12 protein-coding genes, 2 tRNA genes and 2 rRNA genes are annotated in these 18671 nt (G+C 50.8%); 12 read left to right on the forward strand and 4 right to left on the reverse strand.

The features are described from left to right. The first annotated feature begins 39 nt into the window (after nt 1-39). Nucleotides 40-621 (forward strand): thioredoxin family protein, encoded by a 582-nt coding sequence (locus AWQ21_RS07015; RefSeq protein ID WP_065713917.1) that lies wholly within the window; start codon nt 40-42, stop codon nt 619-621. 285 nt (nt 622-906) lie between these two features. Here the strand turns inward: AWQ21_RS07015 and AWQ21_RS07020 are convergent, their stop codons facing one another. Then, nucleotides 907-2913, reverse strand: a complete 2007-nt coding sequence (locus AWQ21_RS07020) for a DICT sensory domain-containing protein (RefSeq protein WP_065713918.1) — start codon at nt 2911-2913, stop codon at nt 907-909. Nucleotides 2914-3059: 146 nt separating this feature from the next. Next, on the reverse strand, nt 3060-3722 hold the full coding sequence (locus AWQ21_RS07025) for an SDR family oxidoreductase (protein WP_065713919.1): 663 nt from the start codon (nt 3720-3722) through the stop codon (nt 3060-3062). A gap of 144 nt (nt 3723-3866) precedes the next feature. On the opposite strand from AWQ21_RS07025, the gene AWQ21_RS07030 reads away from it, so the two are divergent. Beyond that, complete coding sequence (locus AWQ21_RS07030) at nt 3867-4643, forward strand: DUF1997 domain-containing protein (protein WP_232315100.1); 777 nt, start codon at nt 3867-3869, stop codon at nt 4641-4643. Here the strand turns inward: AWQ21_RS07030 and AWQ21_RS07035 are convergent. Then, nucleotides 4627-5097 carry a DUF4079 domain-containing protein gene (locus AWQ21_RS07035; RefSeq protein ID WP_012307006.1) on the reverse strand — a complete coding sequence of 157 codons (471 nt, stop codon included), beginning with the start codon at nt 5095-5097 and terminating at the stop codon, nt 4627-4629. The genes AWQ21_RS07030 and AWQ21_RS07035 overlap by 17 nt on opposite strands. Nucleotides 5098-5256: 159 nt before the next feature. On the opposite strand from AWQ21_RS07035, the gene AWQ21_RS07040 reads away from it, so the two are divergent. Continuing rightward, nucleotides 5257-6714, forward strand: coding sequence for an ankyrin repeat domain-containing protein (locus tag AWQ21_RS07040; protein WP_065713920.1), 1458 nt, complete (start codon nt 5257-5259; stop codon nt 6712-6714). On the opposite strand, the gene AWQ21_RS07045 is transcribed toward AWQ21_RS07040, so the two are convergent. Beyond that, nucleotides 6691-7920, reverse strand: a complete 1230-nt coding sequence (locus AWQ21_RS07045; protein ID WP_065713921.1) for a sugar phosphate nucleotidyltransferase — start codon at nt 7918-7920, stop codon at nt 6691-6693. The genes AWQ21_RS07040 and AWQ21_RS07045 overlap by 24 nt on opposite strands. Nucleotides 7921-8082: 162 nt before the next feature. Here AWQ21_RS07045 and ruvB point away from each other — a divergent pair, with 162 nt between their 5' ends. From ruvB to AWQ21_RS07090, 9 genes are all read left to right on the forward strand, one after another. Then, nucleotides 8083-9174 carry a Holliday junction branch migration DNA helicase RuvB gene (ruvB, locus tag AWQ21_RS07050; RefSeq protein ID WP_065713922.1) on the forward strand — a complete coding sequence of 364 codons (1092 nt, stop codon included), beginning with the start codon at nt 8083-8085 and terminating at the stop codon, nt 9172-9174. A 103-nt stretch (nt 9175-9277) separates the two neighbouring features. Continuing rightward, the gene (locus AWQ21_RS07055; RefSeq protein ID WP_065713923.1) at nt 9278-10774 is read left to right on the forward strand and encodes a site-2 protease family protein; all 1497 of its coding nucleotides are present in this window, start codon (nt 9278-9280) and stop codon (nt 10772-10774) included. 62 nt (nt 10775-10836) lie between these two features. Next, the gene (locus tag AWQ21_RS07060; RefSeq protein WP_065713924.1) at nt 10837-11454 is read left to right on the forward strand and encodes a DUF6391 domain-containing protein; all 618 of its coding nucleotides are present in this window, start codon (nt 10837-10839) and stop codon (nt 11452-11454) included. 99 nt (nt 11455-11553) lie between these two features. Next, entirely contained in the window at nt 11554-11766 is a 213-nt protein-coding gene (locus AWQ21_RS07065; RefSeq protein WP_012307012.1) for a photosystem I reaction center subunit IV, read from the forward strand. 168 nt (nt 11767-11934) lie between these two features. Continuing rightward, nucleotides 11935-13380 carry a glutamate--tRNA ligase gene (gene gltX, locus AWQ21_RS07070; RefSeq protein WP_065713925.1) on the forward strand — a complete coding sequence of 482 codons (1446 nt, stop codon included), beginning with the start codon at nt 11935-11937 and terminating at the stop codon, nt 13378-13380. A gap of 439 nt (nt 13381-13819) precedes the next feature. Further along, nucleotides 13820-15309, forward strand: a 16S ribosomal RNA gene (locus AWQ21_RS07075). A gap of 121 nt (nt 15310-15430) precedes the next feature. Further along, nucleotides 15431-15504: transfer RNA gene (locus AWQ21_RS07080), tRNA-Ile, on the forward strand. A gap of 39 nt (nt 15505-15543) precedes the next feature. Next, nucleotides 15544-15619: transfer RNA gene (locus AWQ21_RS07085), tRNA-Ala, on the forward strand. A gap of 205 nt (nt 15620-15824) precedes the next feature. Continuing rightward, nucleotides 15825-18638, forward strand: a 23S ribosomal RNA gene (locus tag AWQ21_RS07090). Together the 16S and 23S rRNA genes with 2 tRNA genes alongside form the textbook arrangement of a ribosomal RNA operon. Nucleotides 18639-18671: the final 33 nt, after the last annotated feature.

Here is an 18671-nt window from a genome sequence, read left to right on the forward strand (position 1 = left end):
TTGCACACCCTTGTAAACACTTGATTGAGGTAATTTTCCATGGCTCGCACTGAATCCACCATGCTCCCCCTCGGTGCTCCGGCTCCTGATTTTGCTCTACCGGATGTCACCACCGGAAAAACCGTCAGCCTGGCGGATTGCCAAGGGAAAGCGGGTTTGTTAGTGATATTTATGTGTCGCCACTGTCCGTTTGTGATCCATGTCCAGGACGAGCTGGCCCGGTTGGGAGTGGATTTTGTCCCCCAGGATCTGGGCATTGTCGCCATTAGTGCCAATGATGCAGAGAATTATCCTGATGATGGCCCAGGGAAGCTCAAGGAAATGGCCGCGGCCCTCAAATTAAATTTTCCAATTCTCTATGACGAGTCCCAGGCGATCGCCAAAAGTTATCAAGCGGCCTGTACCCCTGATTTTTTCCTTTTCGACCATGACCTAAAGCTGGTCTATCGGGGCCAGTTAGACGACGCGCGCCCTGGTAATGACAAGCCCGTAACGGGAGCTGATCTACGCCAGGCGATCGCCGCAGTTTTGGCAAAAGAAACTCCCGATCCCAACCAAAAGCCTAGCCTTGGTTGCAATATCAAATGGAAACCGGGTAATGCCCCCAGTTATTTCGGTTAAACCACAGGGGACGACTTGACCGTCAGCCATAGCAAAATGACGAGGGCCAGGACAAGCAGTTTCACGAAAATGTATAGGGTGCCATCGGGAAATAAATAGGTGCTTAACATAAAGCCTCCTTGGGACTTCACTCAGGGGTCTCTCGCCCATGTAGGGAGCCATTGATCTGTGGTGTCCCTCTATCTTTATTGTCCTGCGCCCTTCGTCCTTTGTAGGCCCATGCTGATATTTAGTTGGGAATATTCACAAAGCTTAAGGTGGCTGGATCGGTTTTGTGAGGGTTTGTTAGCGACGCCGGGCACGTTTCGCTTTCGTTTTTGTTTTGCTGATCGTCTGGTTCGTTTTGGGAGGGCTGGGTTCTGCAAAGACTGGCACCGTAAAGGAAAATTGGCTCCCTTGATTTTTGCCCTGGGATTCTGCCCAGATCGCTCCACCCCAGGCGGTGACAATTTGGCGACAAATCGCTAATCCCAAGCCAGTCCCACCAGCACTCCGCCGCAATGCCCCTTCTTCTTGGTAGAAGCGATCAAAGACTGTTTCGAGGCGTTTGGGTTCGATGCCCCGGCCATTATCGATAATGCTTACGGTGAGTTTATTGGGATCTTCGGCGGTGATGGCGATCGCCACTTGGCCCTGTTTGGCATCACTAAATTTACAGGCATTGTCCAGCAACTTGGCGATCACTTCTACGAGCCATTCCCCGTCAGCTTGGACGAGGGGCAAATCTGGCGAAACATGGTTAATTAGTTGTGGTAAGGGTTGGCCGCCACTTTGATACCGTTTAGCTCGCACGTGGCTCATGGCCAGTTCCACGCATTCATAGAGCATCAGGGGCTCAATGTTCCACTCTACTCGACCACTTTCGAGTTGGGATAGGGTCAGAAAATCCTGGACGAGGGTCCGCAGCCGCTCTGCATCCTGAAGGGCTGTATCCAGCATCACCTGGCGCAGTTCCTCCGGCATATCCGGCTCATTGGCTAGGCTTTCTAAACAAACTTGAATCGTTGACAATGGTGTCCGGAGTTCGTGACCGGTGATCGCCACAAGGTTGGAACGGGTGCGGTCGAGGGCCGCCAATTGTTCGTTGAGTTCTTCTAGGTTGTTGTAGGCTTCGGCTTGGATTAGGGCAACACCCACCTGGATGGCGATCGCCCCTACGAGGGCAATGTCTTCCTGTCGCCAATGAACCGCCTCTGGATGACAGTGATGCAGCTCAATCATGCCGATCAGTCGTCCTTGGTAGAGCACTGGCACCAACAGCCAGGAAACAATCGAGCAGGTTTGGGTGAGAGTTTCTAGCTGGTCTTTGATGAAGTCCGGATCTTGATCAGTATTATCAATGCCTAGGGGTTCCCCCAGGGAGACCACCTTTTGGAAGAGGGGATTATCTTTTAGGGGCCAATTTTGACCCTTCACAGAGATTTGATTCCCATGGAGAAATTCATGGTGGATCTGGGCTTGTTCGTCTGACTCTTTACAGCGGTAAATAATGCAGCGGCAGACCCCAAGGCCTTCCCCTAATTTTTCCACGGCCAATTGCAGAATATCCTCGGTGTCGAGCGATCGCCGAATGGCCGCCGTGACCGTATTAATTAAACGCTCCTTTTGTTCTTTGTTGGCCAGGGAGCGGTTGGCCTTGAGAATCTTGTATTGACCAGCCTGGAGATAGTTCACCAGCCGTTGCACAAAGGGATCGGCGGTGGAATTGGGCTGATGTTCCGTTAGATCTTGGTGGCCATTCTGGAGATAGGTGTCCTTCGCCGCTTGGATTTTTTCCTGGAGTTCTGGGCGATATTGAGCAATGCGGTCTAGGAGGATTTCCGCCGCTTTTTCGGTAATATTTCGATCTTCTGTCCAAATGCCTTCAAAGCGACGGGCATTATCAGCGAAGTGATCCCTTTTTTCAGAATTGTTGTGTTTTTCCCGGCACAGGAGACAACTGGCAAAGTTTTCCCCGATCACCACCAAGTGCCATTCTTCGCTCAAGGCATCGTCCGGCGTAAAGGCAATGCGCTCGTAGGTGTCAGAGGCATTGGCAAATTCTGTTTCTGGGGCCGCTAGGACATAAACCTGTCGGGATTTATCGGCAATGCGACGATAACGGGTCGCTTCCTGACGGTAGTATCTTTCCTGTTGGAAGCTGGCGATCACCAAGGGGGAATCCTGACCCGCCAGGATTTGATCTTCCATCGCGTGGGAGAGCGCTGTTAGGGAAGATTTGAAATAGAGTTGCGATCGCCCATGGGGAACGGCTTCAAATAATTGTTTGACAACCGAGGTTTGAATACTCATTAAGAAATGCTTTTTCCCGAAAGGAATAGTCGCCTTCTACGAACGATGGACCAGAGGAATTCCCTAGATTATCCTTGATCACCTAATATTGATCAATTTTTCTGGGAGATTTCTCAGTGAAGTCAATAGTCAAGTTTCTGGTGCTATTAATTAGACCCCAAGGCACGAATCAGTTCGGGAATGGGTTTAGGCTCACGGTCACTGTCAGTAATCGCTTCAATAATTCGCCGGTTTGCTTGGGGATGATCAAGGGTGGCCACGCATAATTCGGCCACCTGCTGTCGGGGAATGCGCCCTTCAAACAGCGTATCGGCTTGGGCTAGCACAAGGGGCGCTTCGGCTTCGGCATTGAGGCCACCAGGGCGGACAATGGTGTAATTAAGGGAGCTATTGATTAAGTAAGCTTCTGTTTGCTTTTTCCAGAACAGCACCAGACCAAATAAATTCAACGGATGGAAAAATTTAGACACACAAAGGGACGTTACGAGGACAAACTGTTTAACCCCCTGGGCCACGGCGGCATCGATCAGCGATTTGGTGCCGACATAATCCACTTGGAAAAACGCAGCGGGGTTTAAACTGGGTCGGGCAGCGGCGGCACAGATGATGTGATCACAGTCGGCGATCGCCTCTGGCAGGGATTTTCTATTGAGGAGATCGCCAACGACCAATTCGGCGTCCGAGGGCAAAATTTCTTTCCCTTTGTTTAGATCCCGCACCATGGCCCGCACCGGGATATTTTGGGCAATTAGGGTTTCGACAACGCGCCGTCCCGTTTCCCCCGTCGCCCCGACCACTAAAACTTTCATCCTCGTTAACCTCCTAAAATCGCTGGCTTAATTTGCCTTCGATTTACAATTATTACCCTGAATTCTTCGGTCTTGGGGTGCAACTTTACAGAAAAGCGGGCATGATTTTAGGTACAACAAGTTTATTTCTTGTCTTTTGCTGCTATGAACCCTGCGGAATCGTCTCGTCTATTTACGGCCTTTGGTGACGGTAATCCCGAAACGCCACCAATGCATTTTGAGACCCACTATCGAGGGATCATGCAAATGTACGCGCCCCTAGAGGAGGTTGCGGCATATCTTGATCGCCATGGCGGTTGGTTTCACCGTTGTGCGAAACCGATGCAAGTAGAACCCCTCACGGATAATGGCTATATTCTGACAGTGGGCAAATTTGGCAATTTCGGCTACGAGGTAGAACCAAAACTGGCGGTGGTTTTTGATCCTCCCGTTGAAAATGCCTACAGAATGTACAATGTGCCATTGCCTGAAGCCCAAGCCCAGGGCTATGCCATTGATTATGATGCGCTGATGTGTCTCGATCATCTCCCCTGGGAACAGGTACTCGCCAACGATGCCCAGGCGCGAAAATTGTTGGGCGATCGCCCGATGCCACCGGTGATTACCCAGGTGAATTGGGAGCTACATTTACAGGTGCTAGTCCAGTTCCCTCGGTTTATCTATAAGCTGCCCCAGGGTCTCCTCAAAACCACTGGCGATCGCCTCCTCGCGACCATTGTTTCCCAGGTCTCACCGCGCCTCACCACAAAAGTACAGCAAGACTTCCATGACTGTTTCGATCTCCCCTTACCCCTCAAGAGTGGCCGGGGTTGCACCGTCATTCGCACCCCAGAAGACAGTCCAGAAACCCACAAAAAAGAGGACAGTGCCCCTGTCCCCCCCGAAAATTTTGCCTGGACGCTACCTACAGACGGCCAATAATTTTCGTCACAATGTCCATCCCGCTCACAGCCTGCCAACCAAACAGGGCCACCAGCAATGTATTCAGGCCAATGTGAGTAACTCGCGCCAGGTCATTGCCCCGTTGCATGAAAGGCACCAAAGAAGCCGAGATTGCAATTAACCCGGTCATCCCTAAACCGACGAGGAGGTGGGGGCCAACGAATAATTTACCGTTGTTGATGTAGGTTACGGCCATCCCGCCAATGGTGCCCAAAACCATAAATGCCAGCAGGGCAGAACCCACTTGGTGGTGTTTGAAGTTAAATTGCTTTTTCACCAGTTCCTTGCGGACTTCTTTATCGGCACTCCGGATGCGACGGATCTGAATGCCGAGGTACATCGCATAAATACAAAGCCCAAACAAGACCCACATCATAATGGGATGACCAAACTGGGACCAGACTTTGACGGACTCTGGAATTTCAAAACTCATGGGTGTTTTCTCCTTCGTTCAGGATGCTGGAAATCTTTATAAAACTTAACCGATTCCCTTGGTAAATGGAAATTATCACTCGGAATCTGGGGCAGCTTAGGACAGTATCGATCCGGGATACTCCTACAATAGAAATTAATCTTTATTGTATGTTTCGCGATGACAGCCCCCGTGGACCGCGCCCAGTTATTTCAGGCAATTCGCGCCCAAAATGTGGATCGAGTGGCTGCCTTGCTTGCCCAGGGAGTGCCGGTCAATATTCTCGATGGCGATCGCACGAGTCCGTTGATGTATGCTTGCCAGACAGGAGCCTTAGATCTCGTTAAACTCTGTCTCACCCACGGCGCGGATCTAGAACTGCGGGGGAAATATGGCCTCACGGCGTTGATGGTGGCAGCGGCGGCAGGCCAAACGGCAATTCTCCATTTTTTAATTGTGGCTGGCGCGAATCCTAATGCGACCAATGAAGATGGTAGTACGGCGCTGATGGTGGCGGCCTATCGGGGGGCGATCGCCACCGTAGAAATTTTGCTCAAGGCCGGAGCCAAAATCAACCACGAAGATTTTGATGGGGATACGGCGTTGAATTTAGCGATTCAAGGACGACACCCAGCAGTAGTTCAGACACTCTTGACCCAGCGGGCTAACCCCTACCAGGGCCTGGGAGCAATGACGGTGGCTGTATCAGAGCGGGCGATCGCCTGTTTAAAAGTGCTGCTCGAGGCTGGGTTAAATGTGAACCTCCCCAGCAGCGACGGCAAGACACCCCTGATGCATGGGGTTATTTCTGGGTATGACGAGGTTGTTGAAATGCTGTTAGCGGCTGGCGCAGCGGTCAATGCCACGGATCTTAATGGAGATACGGCCTTAATTTTTGCCATCGAACAGGGGAATTTGCCCCTCACACAACGCCTAGTTCAAGCCGGGGCAACCCTAATTCAGCCAGATTTAATGCCTCTTGCGGGGGCTGCTGGCAATCTGGCCTTGGTGCAATATCTGCTTCAGCATCAGTTGGATCCCAACAGCACCGATGAAGCAGGCGACACGGCCCTCCATTTAGCAACCCTCGAAGGCCACTACGAGATCGTCGAATATTTACTGAGCCACAATGCGGCGGTGAACCTGGCCAACCACCAAGGCGATACCCCCCTCCTCGTTGCTGCTTACCAAGGACAAAGGGCGATCGCCCAACTCCTCCTCGACCAGGGCGCAGACCTCCACTACCGAAACGAAGGAGAAAACGCGCTCCTGATCGCCTTCAACCAAGGTAAGCTTGCCCTCTTCGAACTTTTCCTCGCTAGAGGGGCAAATCCTGACGAACGTCTCCCCAGTGGCAAAACCCTCCTCATGGAGGCGGGCGATCGCGGTTATCAAGCGGTCATTGAAATGCTGTTGCGTGCAGGGGCCGATGTCAACGCTACAGATCAGCACCAAGCCACGGCCTTAATGTGGGCTGCCCACCGGGATCACCATGCCGTCGTTCAACTGCTCCTCGAACGGTGCCCAGACTTAGATCTCAATGCCCAAAATAAACGGGGCGATACGGCCCTCAAAATTGCGCAGTTCAACCAATGTAAAACCGTGGTTAAACTCCTAAAGGCTGCTAGATCTAGATGATGGTGGTTGGGGAGGATCCTCCTCCAAGCCAGAGCTATTTAAAAACGCTTCAATTTCTAAGGATTCGACCACATGGGGATTTTTCACCGGCGCCGTGGGGGGATTCGCATGGCGCACATCCGTAATCCACCAATCAAGGGCTGCTTTTTGCAGATCAATGGTTGCCCCCGTTTTATCAACACAGTAGCGCCCGAAAACCAATTTATCTTTGAGGCGTACCCCTGAGCCTAAGCGAGAATATTCAAAAATCACACTACTTTCGACGGTGGCTCCCGCACAAATCCAACAACTGGGGCCAATCATTGTCGGGCCAATAATTTTTGCGCCATCTTCAATGCGGGTCATGCCGCCAATATAGACGGGGCCTTGGATCTCGACTTTATCCCAGTTGACGGCCACATTCAGGCCAGTATAAATGCCTGGTTTGACTTCGATGCCGGGGATGGGCACATTTTTGATCTTGCCCTGGAGGACGCTCTGAATCGCTTGCCAATAGTCGGGGACTTTGCCAATATCCACCCACTCAAAGTCCATATCCAGGGCGTAGAAAGGTGCGTTGGCAGCCACAAGCTTTGGAAACAGTTGACCACCGATGTCAAATTCGCAGTTGGGGGGGATAAAATCGATCACCTCTGGCTCGAAGATATAGATTCCGGTATTGATTTTTGTGCTGAGGGCCTCGGTAACGCTGGGCTTTTCTTGGAAACTTAGAATCCGGTCTTCGTCGTCTGTGACCACCACACCATAGCTGGAGACTGCTTCTTTGGGGACGGATTTAGTGATTACGGTGGCGATCGCCCCTTTTTCTCGGTGCCACTGCACCGCTGCTGTGAGGTCTAGATCAATTAGGGCATCACCACAAAGCACCACAAAGGTATCGTCGAAAAACGGATGAAAATCTTGGATCTTACGCAGACCCCCTGCTGAACCGAGAGCTGCCCCCTGTAGTTCGCCATCCTGAATATTGCCTTCAAAGGAATAGGCGAGGTGCACCCCGTAGCGTTGACCATCCTTAAAGTAGCCTTCAATTTCGTGGGCGAGGTGGCTCACATTCACCATAATCTGATCAAAGCCATGTTGGGCGAGCAGATCCAGCAAAAATTCCATCACGGGTTTCTGCAGAATTGGGATGAGGGGCTTGGGGATGGTGTAGGTAATCGGACGAACCCTGGTTCCTTTACCCGCTGCCAGAATCATGGCTTTCATGAATGGTATTGTCCTCGAACAATGACTGTTTTCAGGCTAAATAACGCAAAGCCTCGGAAGATTGGTCTTTATTTTACCGAAAGGTGTTCCTTTCCCTAAATGCCCAAATTTCCCTAAAGATTCAGTTTAGGATGGAATGACAGTTGTTTTCTGTCTACAGTAATGGCGATTAAACGCAATCAAGGCCATGTTCCCCCTTCCAAACGTGATCAGGCTTTGGGTAGGGATGCCCTCACCACGAGCCAAGCCCTGCCCGAAGACCAGGAACAGTCGGCCAATGAGGACCGAATTCGTCCCCAACGCCTTGCCGATTATCTGGGCCAGAAGGATCTCAAGGAAGTGCTGGGTATTGCGATCGCCGCCGCCAAAGCCCGCCGTGACCCCCTCGATCACATGTTGCTCTATGGCCCGCCTGGGTTAGGAAAAACAACCATGTCGTTGATTCTAGCCGCAGAAATGGGTGTGAACTGTAAAATTACCGCGGCCCCAGCCCTGGAACGACCCCGGGATATCAGTGGCCTATTGGTGGGCCTAGAGGCTGGCGATATTTTATTTATCGATGAAATTCACCGTCTCAATCGCATGGCCGAAGAATTACTCTACCCAGCGATGGAAGATGGGCGCTTGGATGTCACCATTGGCAAAGGAGTCAGTGCCAGAACTCGCAGCATTCCCCTCAAGCCTTTTACCTTGATTGGCGCGACAACCAAAGTGGGCGCTTTAACGTCTCCCTTGCGCGATCGCTTTGGGTTAATTCAACGGTTGCGCTTTTACGAGGTCGATGAATTGATTGCCATTGTCCACCGTAGTGCCCTAATCCTAGAGCAGCCCATTACCCCAGAGGGCGCTTTAGAAATTGCCCGCCGGGCGCGGGGGACGCCCCGAATTGCCAACCGTTTGTTGCGACGAATCCGGGATTATGCCCAGGTAAAAGGTTATGGAGAAATTTCCCAAACGGTGGCGGCAACGGCACTGGATCTGTACAACGTTGATGCTTTGGGACTGGACTGGACAGACCGCCTAATTTTAGAAACAATGCTCAATCATTTTGGGGGGGGCCCGGTGGGTTTAGAGGCGATCGCCGCCGCCACTGGTGAGGATAGCAAAACCATTGAAGAGGTCTACGAGCCTTATTTACTCCAAATTGGTTTTTTAAATCGCACGCCCCGGGGACGTCTAGTGAGTGCAAAAGCAAGACAACATCTGGGTTTAACCGCAGCAGAACAAACCACGCAATTAGACCTTTTACCCTAACTGTGGCTGGGGTTTTGGGTGAAGGCCGCAAAATTTCTTTCTGGGGAAATCCTTCTAAAATAGGGAAAACACTTGAAATTTGGACGATCAACGCAACTTCATTATGGATTTTTCCCCTGCAACCTCAGCATTAATACTGCTTATTTTCGCGGCTTTGGGTACGGTTTTGTGGGGCTATCGGCGATCGCAAAAAGCGGGACGCTTAGGTTTATTAGCCTGGGGACAATCCCTGGCGATTACGATTCCCTGGTTGGTGCTATTGAGTTGCATTCTTTTAGGGGTAAGCCTTGATCTCATTGGTGTGGTGCTGATTTTGATGGCTTCGGCAGGGGCTTATATCTATCTGGGCAATCTACGCCGAGAGGCAGGCCAAGGGGAAATGATTCGCAAACAGGCCCTCGAACGACTCCAAACCGAAACCACAGACACCGAATCCTCGACACAATCCCCAGCAGATTCAGCGACTGAACCCGAAATTCAACCCATTAACCCGGAGGATCTCCAAACCATTAAAGGTATTTTTGGCATTGATACATTCTTTGCCACAGAAGCGATTCCCTACCAAGAAGGGGCCATTTTCAAGGGAAATTTGCGGGGGGAACCCGAAGAAGCCCACCGAAAACTGACGGAAAAATTAGGCGATCGCCTGGGGGATAAATACCGCCTTTTCTTAGTCGAAGACCCAGAAGGCAAACCAGTGATCGTGATCTTACCGAGCAGTAACGACCCAAAAACCACGAGTCTCGCCCAGAAAAATGTTGCCCTAGTCCTATTTGTCGCCACCTTAGCGACGACCCTAGAGGCGATTGGTGTCCTTAAAGGCTTTGATTTCTTCAGTAATTGGCAGCGTTATCCCGATGTTTTGCCCCTCAGTCTTGGGATGTGGCTAGTCTTGGGGGTTCATGAACTGGGCCACTGGTTCACGAGCCAAAAATATAACGTCAAACTCAGCGTTCCCTTTTTCCTCCCCAACTGGCAGATTGCTTCTTTCGGGGCGATTACCCGCTTTGAATCCCTGCTCCCAAACCGTACAGCGCTCTTTGACATTGCCTTTGCTGGCCCAGCGGCAGGGGGGCTAATTTCCCTTTTGCTCCTCTTGGGGGGGTTCGGACTCTCTAACCCGGATAGTTTATTTAAAGTTCCCAGTCAATTTTTCCAGGGTTCAGTGTTAGTGGGGACCCTGGCCCGCATTTTCCTGGGCGATGGACTGCAACAGGCCATTGTAGCGATTCATCCTTTGACGATTCTGGGCTGGTTGGGCTTGGTGATCACCGCGTTAAATTTACTCCCCGCAGGTTGTCTGGACGGAGGCCGCATTATCCAGGCAATTTATGGCCGTAAAACGGCCCGTCGTACCACCATTGCCACCCTCGTGGTTTTAGGACTGGTGGCTTTGTTTAACCCCGCAAACCCCATCCCCCTCTACTGGGCCTTAATTATTATTTTCCTACAACGGGAAGCAGAACGCCCCAGCCTCAATGAACTATTGGAACCTAATGATACCCGGGCGATCCTGGGATTGGTCGCTTTATTTTTGATGCTGGTGACTTTAATTCCCTTGAGTCCTAGCTTGGCGGGACAATTGGGGATCGGCGCCTAACCTCTTGGGGAAAATTCAAGCTTAAATGGACAACATTTTTTCAGCAAAGGATAGCAACAGCAATGACAGCGCGTAATTTTTCCTGGGATGGTGATTGGTTTTCACCGCAGGCCAGTCAAGATCAAACTTTAATCGAGCAATTGGGTTTCGTGCCCGGTCTGAGGGAACTGCTATTTATTCGCCAAGCCCACGCCCTGGAACATGGAACGGTTTGGGTGCTTACGGAATTGGCAGAACGCTATCCAACGGCTTGGCGTCACCACTATGCGGAATTAAGTGGGATGTCCACGGGGCAAGGTTTTTATTTATTTGGCGGCGTGGATAAAACTGATCTCTACCGGGCGGTCAGTACAGCAGGCGATCGCCTCCGGTCTGGGGAGTGGAATTTAGCCGTCCATCCCCGCTGTGGCACCAACATTTCTGTCACTCTATTACTGACTGCCGGATTAGCAGGCGGAGCTTCCTGGTTGCTCCCCAAAGATCCCCTCACTCAACTCCTGGGCATGGGGACTGCCGCCGCCACGGCTTGGGCGATCGCCCCCGATCTCGGTAGATATGCCCAGCAGCACATCACCACCGCCATTCCCTTTAATCTCGCCCTCGAAGAAATCCAAGAAAACACGGGCGAGAGTGGAAATCCAAGCCATTTTGTCCGATTACGGTGGCAGGACTCGCAATAAAACTTAAACACTTCAAGTGCCTGAAAACCCCTATCCGATAGTAGGCTGTTATCTAAGTCTAACTACACTCTTTAGTAATCGCTTTAAAGGAACATAAGCATGGCTATCGAACGCGGATCCAAAGTTAAAATCCTCCGGAAAGAATCCTACTGGTACGGCGATGTCGGCACAGTAGCAAGCATTGATAAAAGCGGTATTATCTATCCCGTCATTGTTCGCTTTAACAAAGTCAACTACAACGGCTTCAGTGGTAGTGCTGGTGGTCTAAACACCAACAATTTCGCTGAGCACGAACTCGAAGTTGTTGGCTAAGTCCTTCTACCTCTCTTTTTAAAAACCCATTTTTGATATTAAACACACAACGAACATCGTCTCCTTGCGGGGCGGTGTTTTTATATGCCCCTTCAAATTCCTAGAGGACAATGGGAAAATAGCCACCACGAAGATTAAATTAAACCACTACAACAAAGGATTAACCTCGTGACTGTTCGCGTTCGTATTGCCCCAAGTCCCACCGGAAATCTCCACATCGGGACAGCTAGAACTGCTGTCTTTAATTGGCTTTTTGCCCACCACCATGGCGGTACCTTTGTCCTCCGGGTTGAAGATACCGATTTGGAACGGTCTAAGCCCGAATACACCGAAAACATTAAGACTGGTCTCCAATGGCTTGGTTTGCACTGGGATGAAGGCCCTTTTTTCCAAACTCAGCGGCTGGATCAATATAAAGCAGCAATTCAGACCCTTTTAGATAAAGGCCTTGCCTATCGTTGCTACTGTACTCCTGCAGAACTTGAGGCGATGCGGGAACAACAAAGAGCCAATAATCAAGCCCCCCGCTATGACAATCGCCACCGTAACTTAACAGAGGCGCAGCGAGCGGAATTCGAAGCCCAAGGCCGTAAACCCGTGATTCGCTTCAAAATTGACGATGACCAGCAGATTGCCTGGAAAGACCTAGTCCGTGGCGATATGGTCTGGAAAGGCAGCGATCTCGGTGGTGATATGGTGATTGCCCGTACCCCAGCAGAGGATGAACCCTTTGGTCAGCCTCTCTATAATCTTGCAGTGGTGGTTGATGACATTGATATGCGAATCTCCCACGTGATTCGGGGGGAAGACCACATTGCCAATACCGCGAAGCAAATTCTTTTATATGAAGCCCTTGGCGCGGCAGTACCCGGGTTTGCCCACACGCCCTTAATCCTCAACCAAGAAGGACGTAAGCTGTCTAAGCGGGATGGAGTGACGTCCATTGATGATTTTCGCAAAATGGGATTTTTGCCCCAGGCGATCGCCAACTATATGAGTCTTTTGGGCTGGACACCGACCGATTCAACTCAGGAAATCTTCACCCTAGAAGAAGCAGCGAAAGAATTTTCCCTCGAGCGGGTTAATAAAGCCGGCGCAAAATTTGACTGGGACAAGCTTGATTGGATTAACGCCCAGTACCTCCACGGCATGCCGATCCCCGCACTGACGGATCTGCTTGTTCCTTATTTACAAGAAGCAGGTTACGGAGATTATCTAGGCGATCGCCCCTGGTTAGAATCCCTTGTCGCCTTCGTTGCGCCTAGTCTTACCCGTCTGGCCGATGTCACCCAAGAAACCCGACTCCTCTTTGGGAATAGCATCACCTTGGACGAAAAAGCCACGGCTCAACTCCAAACCGAAGGCGTAAAAGCCATTCTCCAGGAGGTTCTGCAAAACATCCAAGCCAGTACCGATCTCACCCCCGATGATGCCAAAACACTCATTAACCAAGTCACCAAAGCCCATGGCGTCAAAAAAGGCGTCGTCATGAAATCCATGCGCGCCGGACTAATGGGTGAACTCCAAGGCCCCGATCTGATGCAATCCTGGGTACTCCTTCACCAAAAAGATTGGGATATCGCAAGACTCAATCAGGCGATCGCCTCAATCTAAACAATTAACGTAGGGATTTGGTTGCCAAATCCCTGATGTGTGTATCCCTTATTTCCCTCTTGCTTAAAAAAAGCCTTAAGGCAGGGGGGGGGATCCAAATTTTTTTTATTTGTCGAAGCCTTGCCCTAACTTGATTCCAGGGATTCCGCCCAAGAAATATCAAAAAAAGCTGGAAAAAGGTGTTGACATCTCCAGGTTGTCTGGTTAATATAGTTAAGCGCGGTTGAGACAGACGCACTGAACCGACGCCCCGAACCGAGACAAAAGAATAGAATTTGAAAGTGACTATCCGCCCCCTTGTTTTAACAAGATTATAACAAGTGAGCTGGTTGAGATTGAAACAATCGATACCAAGGAACTTAGTTAAGGATAAAGAGAGCCTTAAAAAAATATCTCTTAATAAGAGGAAAGAAAGTTCTAAGGAATGAGTAAAGAATCTAATATGGAGAGTTTGATCCTGGCTCAGGATGAACGCTGGCGGTATGCCTAACACATGCAAGTCGAACGAAGCCTTCGGGCTTAGTGGCGGACGGGTGAGTAACGCGTGAGAATCTGCCTTCAGGACGGGGACAACAGTTGGAAACGACTGCTAATACCCGATATGCCGAGAGGTGAAAAGTTTTTTCGCCTGAAGATGAGCTCGCGTCTGATTAGCTAGTTGGTGGTGTAAGGGACCACCAAGGCGACGATCAGTAGCTGGTCTGAGAGGATGAGCAGCCACACTGGGACTGAGACACGGCCCAGACTCCTACGGGAGGCAGCAGTGGGGAATTTTCCGCAATGGGCGAAAGCCTGACGGAGCAATACCGCGTGAGGGAGGAAGGTCTTTGGATTGTAAACCTCTTTTCTCAAGGAAGAATAAATGACGGTACTTGAGGAATAAGCACCGGCTAACTCCGTGCCAGCAGCCGCGGTAATACGGAGGGTGCAAGCGTTATCCGGAATTATTGGGCGTAAAGAGTCCGTAGGTGGTCATGCAAGTCTGCTGTCAAAGCCCACAGCTTAACTGTGGATCGGCGGTGGAAACTGTGTGACTTGAGTACGGTAGGGGTAGAGGGAATTCCCAGTGTAGCGGTGAAATGCGTAGATATTGGGAAGAACACCGGTGGCGAAAGCGCTCTACTGGACCGTAACTGACACTGAGGGACGAAAGCTAAGGTAGCGAAAGGGATTAGATACCCCTGTAGTCTTAGCCGTAAACGATGGATACTAGGCGTTGTCTGTATCGACCCGGACAGTGCCGAAGCTAACGCGTTAAGTATCCCGCCTGGGGAGTACGCACGCAAGTGTGAAACTCAAAGGAATTGACGGGGGCCCGCACAAGCGGTGGAGTATGTGGTTTAATTCGATGCAACGCGAAGAACCTTACCAAGATTTGACATCCCGTGAATCTTGCAGAGATGCGAGAGTGCCTTCGGGAGCACGGAGACAGGTGGTGCATGGCTGTCGTCAGCTCGTGTCGTGAGATGTTGGGTTAAGTCCCGCAACGAGCGCAACCCTCGTCCTTAGTTGCCAGCATTAAGTTGGGCACTCTAGGGAGACTGCCGGGGACAACTCGGAGGAAGGTGGGGATGACGTCAAGTCATCATGCCCCTTACATTTTGGGCTACACACGTACTACAATGGTCGGGACAAAGGGCAGCAACCCCGCGAGGGCAAGCGAATCTCATCAAACCCGGCCTCAGTTCAGATTGCAGGCTGCAACTCGCCTGCATGAAGGAGGAATCGCTAGTAATCGCAGGTCAGCATACTGCGGTGAATCCGTTCCCGGGCCTTGTACACACCGCCCGTCACACCATGGAAGCTGGCAACGCCCGAAGTCGTTACTCTAACCGTTCGCGGAGGAGGGCGCCGAAGGCAGTGCTAGTGACTGGGGTGAAGTCGTAACAAGGTAGCCGTACCGGAAGGTGTGGCTGGATCACCTCCTTTTAGGGAGACCTAACCTACTGAAGTTTGAAAGCAATCAGCAAATAGAACGCAGTAAGGTCATCTCGAAGGTCGTGCGAGGGGGAATAACGGAAGTCATTTTCAAATTTAGGTTCGTGGACATGGGCTATTAGCTCAGGTGGTTAGAGCGCACCCCTGATAAGGGTGAGGTCCCTGGTTCAAGTCCAGGATGGCCCACTTATCAACCGTTGATAATCATCAATTGTTGATGTCAATGGGGGTATAGCTCAGTTGGTAGAGCGCCTGCTTTGCAAGCAGGATGTCAGCGGTTCGAGTCCGCTTACCTCCACCAAGACCACGAAATAATGAAACGAATTTGGCATCAGCACCATAAATTTGCCATTAGGTAAATAGTGTTGTTGAATGCTGAAAGAAATTTCAGTAAAGCACCTTGAAAACTGCACAAAAGAATATTAGATAGTCGAAATAATAGCTAGGTAGGAAAGTACGAAAGTACAAACAATCCAAAAATAGCCAAGAGTCTGACCTCGAAGAAAGGTCAAGCTACAAAGGGCTAACGGTGGATACCTAGGCACACAGAGGCGAAGAAGGACGTGGTTACCGACGATATACTCCGGGGAGCTGGAAGCAAGCATTGAGCCGGAGGTTTCCGAATGGGGCAACCCTAAATACAGCCATCTGAATATATAGGATGGTATGAGCCAACTCAGCGAATTGAAACATCTTAGTAGCTGAAGGAAGAGAAAGAAAAATCGATTCCCTTAGTAGCGGCGAGCGAAGCGGGAAGAGCCTAAACCAACTGCTTAGGCGGTTGGGGTTGTGGGACAGTGATATGGACTATAGAGGTTAGACGAAGTAGTTGAAAGCTACACCAAAGAAGGTGAAAGTCCTGTAGTCGAAAATCAAAGTAGCCTAACTGTATCCCGAGTAGGCCGGAGCACGTGAAATTCCGGTTGAATCAGCGAGGACCACCTCGTAAGGCTAAATACTACTGTGTGACCGATAGTGTAAAAGTACCGCGAGGGAAAGGTGAAAAGAACCCCGGGAGGGGAGTGAAATAGAACATGAAACCGTTAGCCTACAAGCAATGGGAGGACGATTTAACGTCTGACCGTGTGCCTGTTGAAGAATGAGCCGGCGACTTACAGGCTGTGGCAGGTTAAGGTGAAAAGCCGAAGCCAAAGTGAAAACGAGTCTGAAAAGGGCGTTAGTCACAGTTTGTAGACCCGAACCCGGGTGATCTAACCATGGCCAGGATGAAGCTTGGGTAATACCAAGTGGAGGTCCGAACCGACTTCTGTTGAAAAAGGAGCGGATGAGCTGTGGTTAGGGGTGAAATGCCAATCGAACCCGGAGCTAGCTGGTTCTCCCCGAAATGTGTTTAGGCGCAGCGGTTGATAAAAGCTTGTACAGGGGTAAAGCACTGTTTCGCTGCGGGCTGCGAGAGCGGTACCAAAGTGAGACAAACTAAGAATACTGTACAAAAAGCAACCAGTAAGACGGTGGGGGATAAGCTTCATCGTCGAAAGGGAAACAGCCCAGACCGCCAGCTAAGGTCCCAAAATACTTGCTAAGTGATAAAGGAGGTGGGAGTGCATAGACAACCAGGAGGTTTGCCTAGAAGCAGCAATCCTTGAAAGAGTGCGTAATAGCTCACTGGTCAAGCGCTCCTGCGCCGAAAATGAACGGGGCTAAGCAAGTTACCGAAGCTGCGGACTCGAAAGAGTGGTAGGGGAGCGTTCTATATGGTGTGAAGCATTAGCGGTGAGCAGATGTGGACTGTATAGAAGTGAGAATGTCGGCTTAAGTAGCGAAAATATGTGTGAGAATCACATACCCCGAAACCCTAAGGGTTCCTCCGGAAGGCTCGTCCGCGGAGGGTTAGTCGGGACCTAAGGCGAGGCCGAAAGGCGTAGTCGATGGACATGAGGTTAATATTCCTCAACTCTTATGTGGGAGCATAATTATGACGCATGAAAGATAGCTACACCCTGAATGGATTGGGAGGAGACTACGGTCTCTGCGTAGTAAAGGATAGTGCCTAGAAAAACTAATTATGTGTTGAAAGCATAGGACCCGTACCCGAAACCGACACAGGTAGGGTGGTAGAGTATACCGAGGGGCGCGAGGTAACTCTCTCTAAGGAACTCGGCAAAATTGCTCCGTAACTTTGGGAGAAGGAGTGCCAGCGAGAGCTGGTCGCAGTGAAGAGGCCCAGGCGACTGTTTACCAAAAACACAGGTCTCTGCAAACTCGTAAGAGGAAGTATAGGGGCTGACGCCTGCCCAGTGCCGGAAGGTTAAGGAAGTTGGTTAGCTTAGGCGAAGCTAACGACCGAAGCCCCGGTGAACGGCGGCCGTAACTATAACGGTCCTAAGGTAGCGAAATTCCTTGTCGGGTAAGTTCCGACCCGCACGAAAGGCGTAACGATCTGGGCACTGTCTCGGAGAGAGGCTCGGCGAAATAGGATTGTCTGTGAAGATACGGACTACCTGCACCTGGACAGAAAGACCCTATGAAGCTTTACTGTAGCTTGGTATTGGGTTCGGGCTTTGTTTGCGCAGGATAGGTGGGAGACGTTGAGATTGCCCTTGTGGGGGTAATGGAGTCACTGGTGAGATACCACTCTAACAAGGCTAGAATTCTAACTCTAAACCGTGAAGCCGGTGAGAGGACAGTATCAGGTGGGCAGTTTGACTGGGGCGGTCGCCTCCTAAACGATAACGGAGGCGCACAAAGGTTCCCTCAGGCTGGTTGGAAATCAGCCATCGAGTGCAAAAGCAGAAGGGAGCTTGACTGCGAGACCTACAAGTCAAGCAGGGACGAAAGTCGGTTTTAGTGATCCGACGGCGCTGCGTGGAAGGGCCGTCGCTCAACGGATAAAAGTTACTCTAGGGATAACAGGCTGATCTCCCCCAAGAGTTCACATCGACGGGGAGGTTTGGCACCTCGATGTCGGCTCATCGCAACCTGGGGCTGAAGTAGGTCCCAAGGGTTGGGCTGTTCGCCCATTAAAGCGGTACGTGAGCTGGGTTCAGAACGTCGTGAGACAGTTCGGTCCATATCCGGTGCAGGCGTAAGAGTATTGAGAGGAGTCTTCCTTAGTACGAGAGGACCGGGAAGGACGCACCGCTGGTGTACCTGTTATCGTGCCAACGGTAAACGCAGGGTAGCCAAGTGCGGAGAGGATAACCGCTGAAAGCATCTAAGTGGGAAGCCCACCTCAAGATGAGTACTCTCATGGAGTTAATCCAGTAAGGTCACGGGAAGAACACCCGTTAATAGGCATTAGGTGGAAGTGTGGCAACATATGGAGCCGAGATGTCCTAACAGACCGAGGGCTTGTCCTTAAACAGATGGTTAGACTAAGTATTTCGATAAAC

The sequence above is a fragment of the Picosynechococcus sp. PCC 7003 genome (assembly GCF_001693255.1).
GTDB lineage: Bacteria > Cyanobacteriota > Cyanobacteriia > Cyanobacteriales > MRBY01 > MRBY01.

What these genes read in the sequence shown, in the direction of transcription:
- AWQ21_RS07040 (WP_065713920.1), top strand. Translation starts at nt 5,257, where the DNA reads ATGACAGCCCCCGTGGACCGCGCCCAGTTATTTCAGGCAATTCGCGCC.
- AWQ21_RS07020 (WP_065713918.1), bottom strand. Translation starts at nt 2,913, where the DNA reads ATGAGTATTCAAACCTCGGTTGTCAAACAATTATTTGAAGCCGTTCCC.
- ruvB (WP_065713922.1), top strand. Translation starts at nt 8,083, where the DNA reads ATGGCGATTAAACGCAATCAAGGCCATGTTCCCCCTTCCAAACGTGAT.
- AWQ21_RS07060 (WP_065713924.1), top strand. Translation starts at nt 10,837, where the DNA reads ATGACAGCGCGTAATTTTTCCTGGGATGGTGATTGGTTTTCACCGCAG.
- AWQ21_RS07030 (WP_232315100.1), top strand. Translation starts at nt 3,867, where the DNA reads ATGAACCCTGCGGAATCGTCTCGTCTATTTACGGCCTTTGGTGACGGT.
- AWQ21_RS07015 (WP_065713917.1), top strand. Translation starts at nt 40, where the DNA reads ATGGCTCGCACTGAATCCACCATGCTCCCCCTCGGTGCTCCGGCTCCT.
- AWQ21_RS07055 (WP_065713923.1), top strand. Translation starts at nt 9,278, where the DNA reads ATGGATTTTTCCCCTGCAACCTCAGCATTAATACTGCTTATTTTCGCG.
- AWQ21_RS07045 (WP_065713921.1), bottom strand. Translation starts at nt 7,920, where the DNA reads ATGAAAGCCATGATTCTGGCAGCGGGTAAAGGAACCAGGGTTCGTCCG.
- AWQ21_RS07035 (WP_012307006.1), bottom strand. Translation starts at nt 5,097, where the DNA reads ATGAGTTTTGAAATTCCAGAGTCCGTCAAAGTCTGGTCCCAGTTTGGT.
- AWQ21_RS07025 (WP_065713919.1), bottom strand. Translation starts at nt 3,722, where the DNA reads ATGAAAGTTTTAGTGGTCGGGGCGACGGGGGAAACGGGACGGCGCGTT.
- AWQ21_RS07065 (WP_012307012.1), top strand. Translation starts at nt 11,554, where the DNA reads ATGGCTATCGAACGCGGATCCAAAGTTAAAATCCTCCGGAAAGAATCC.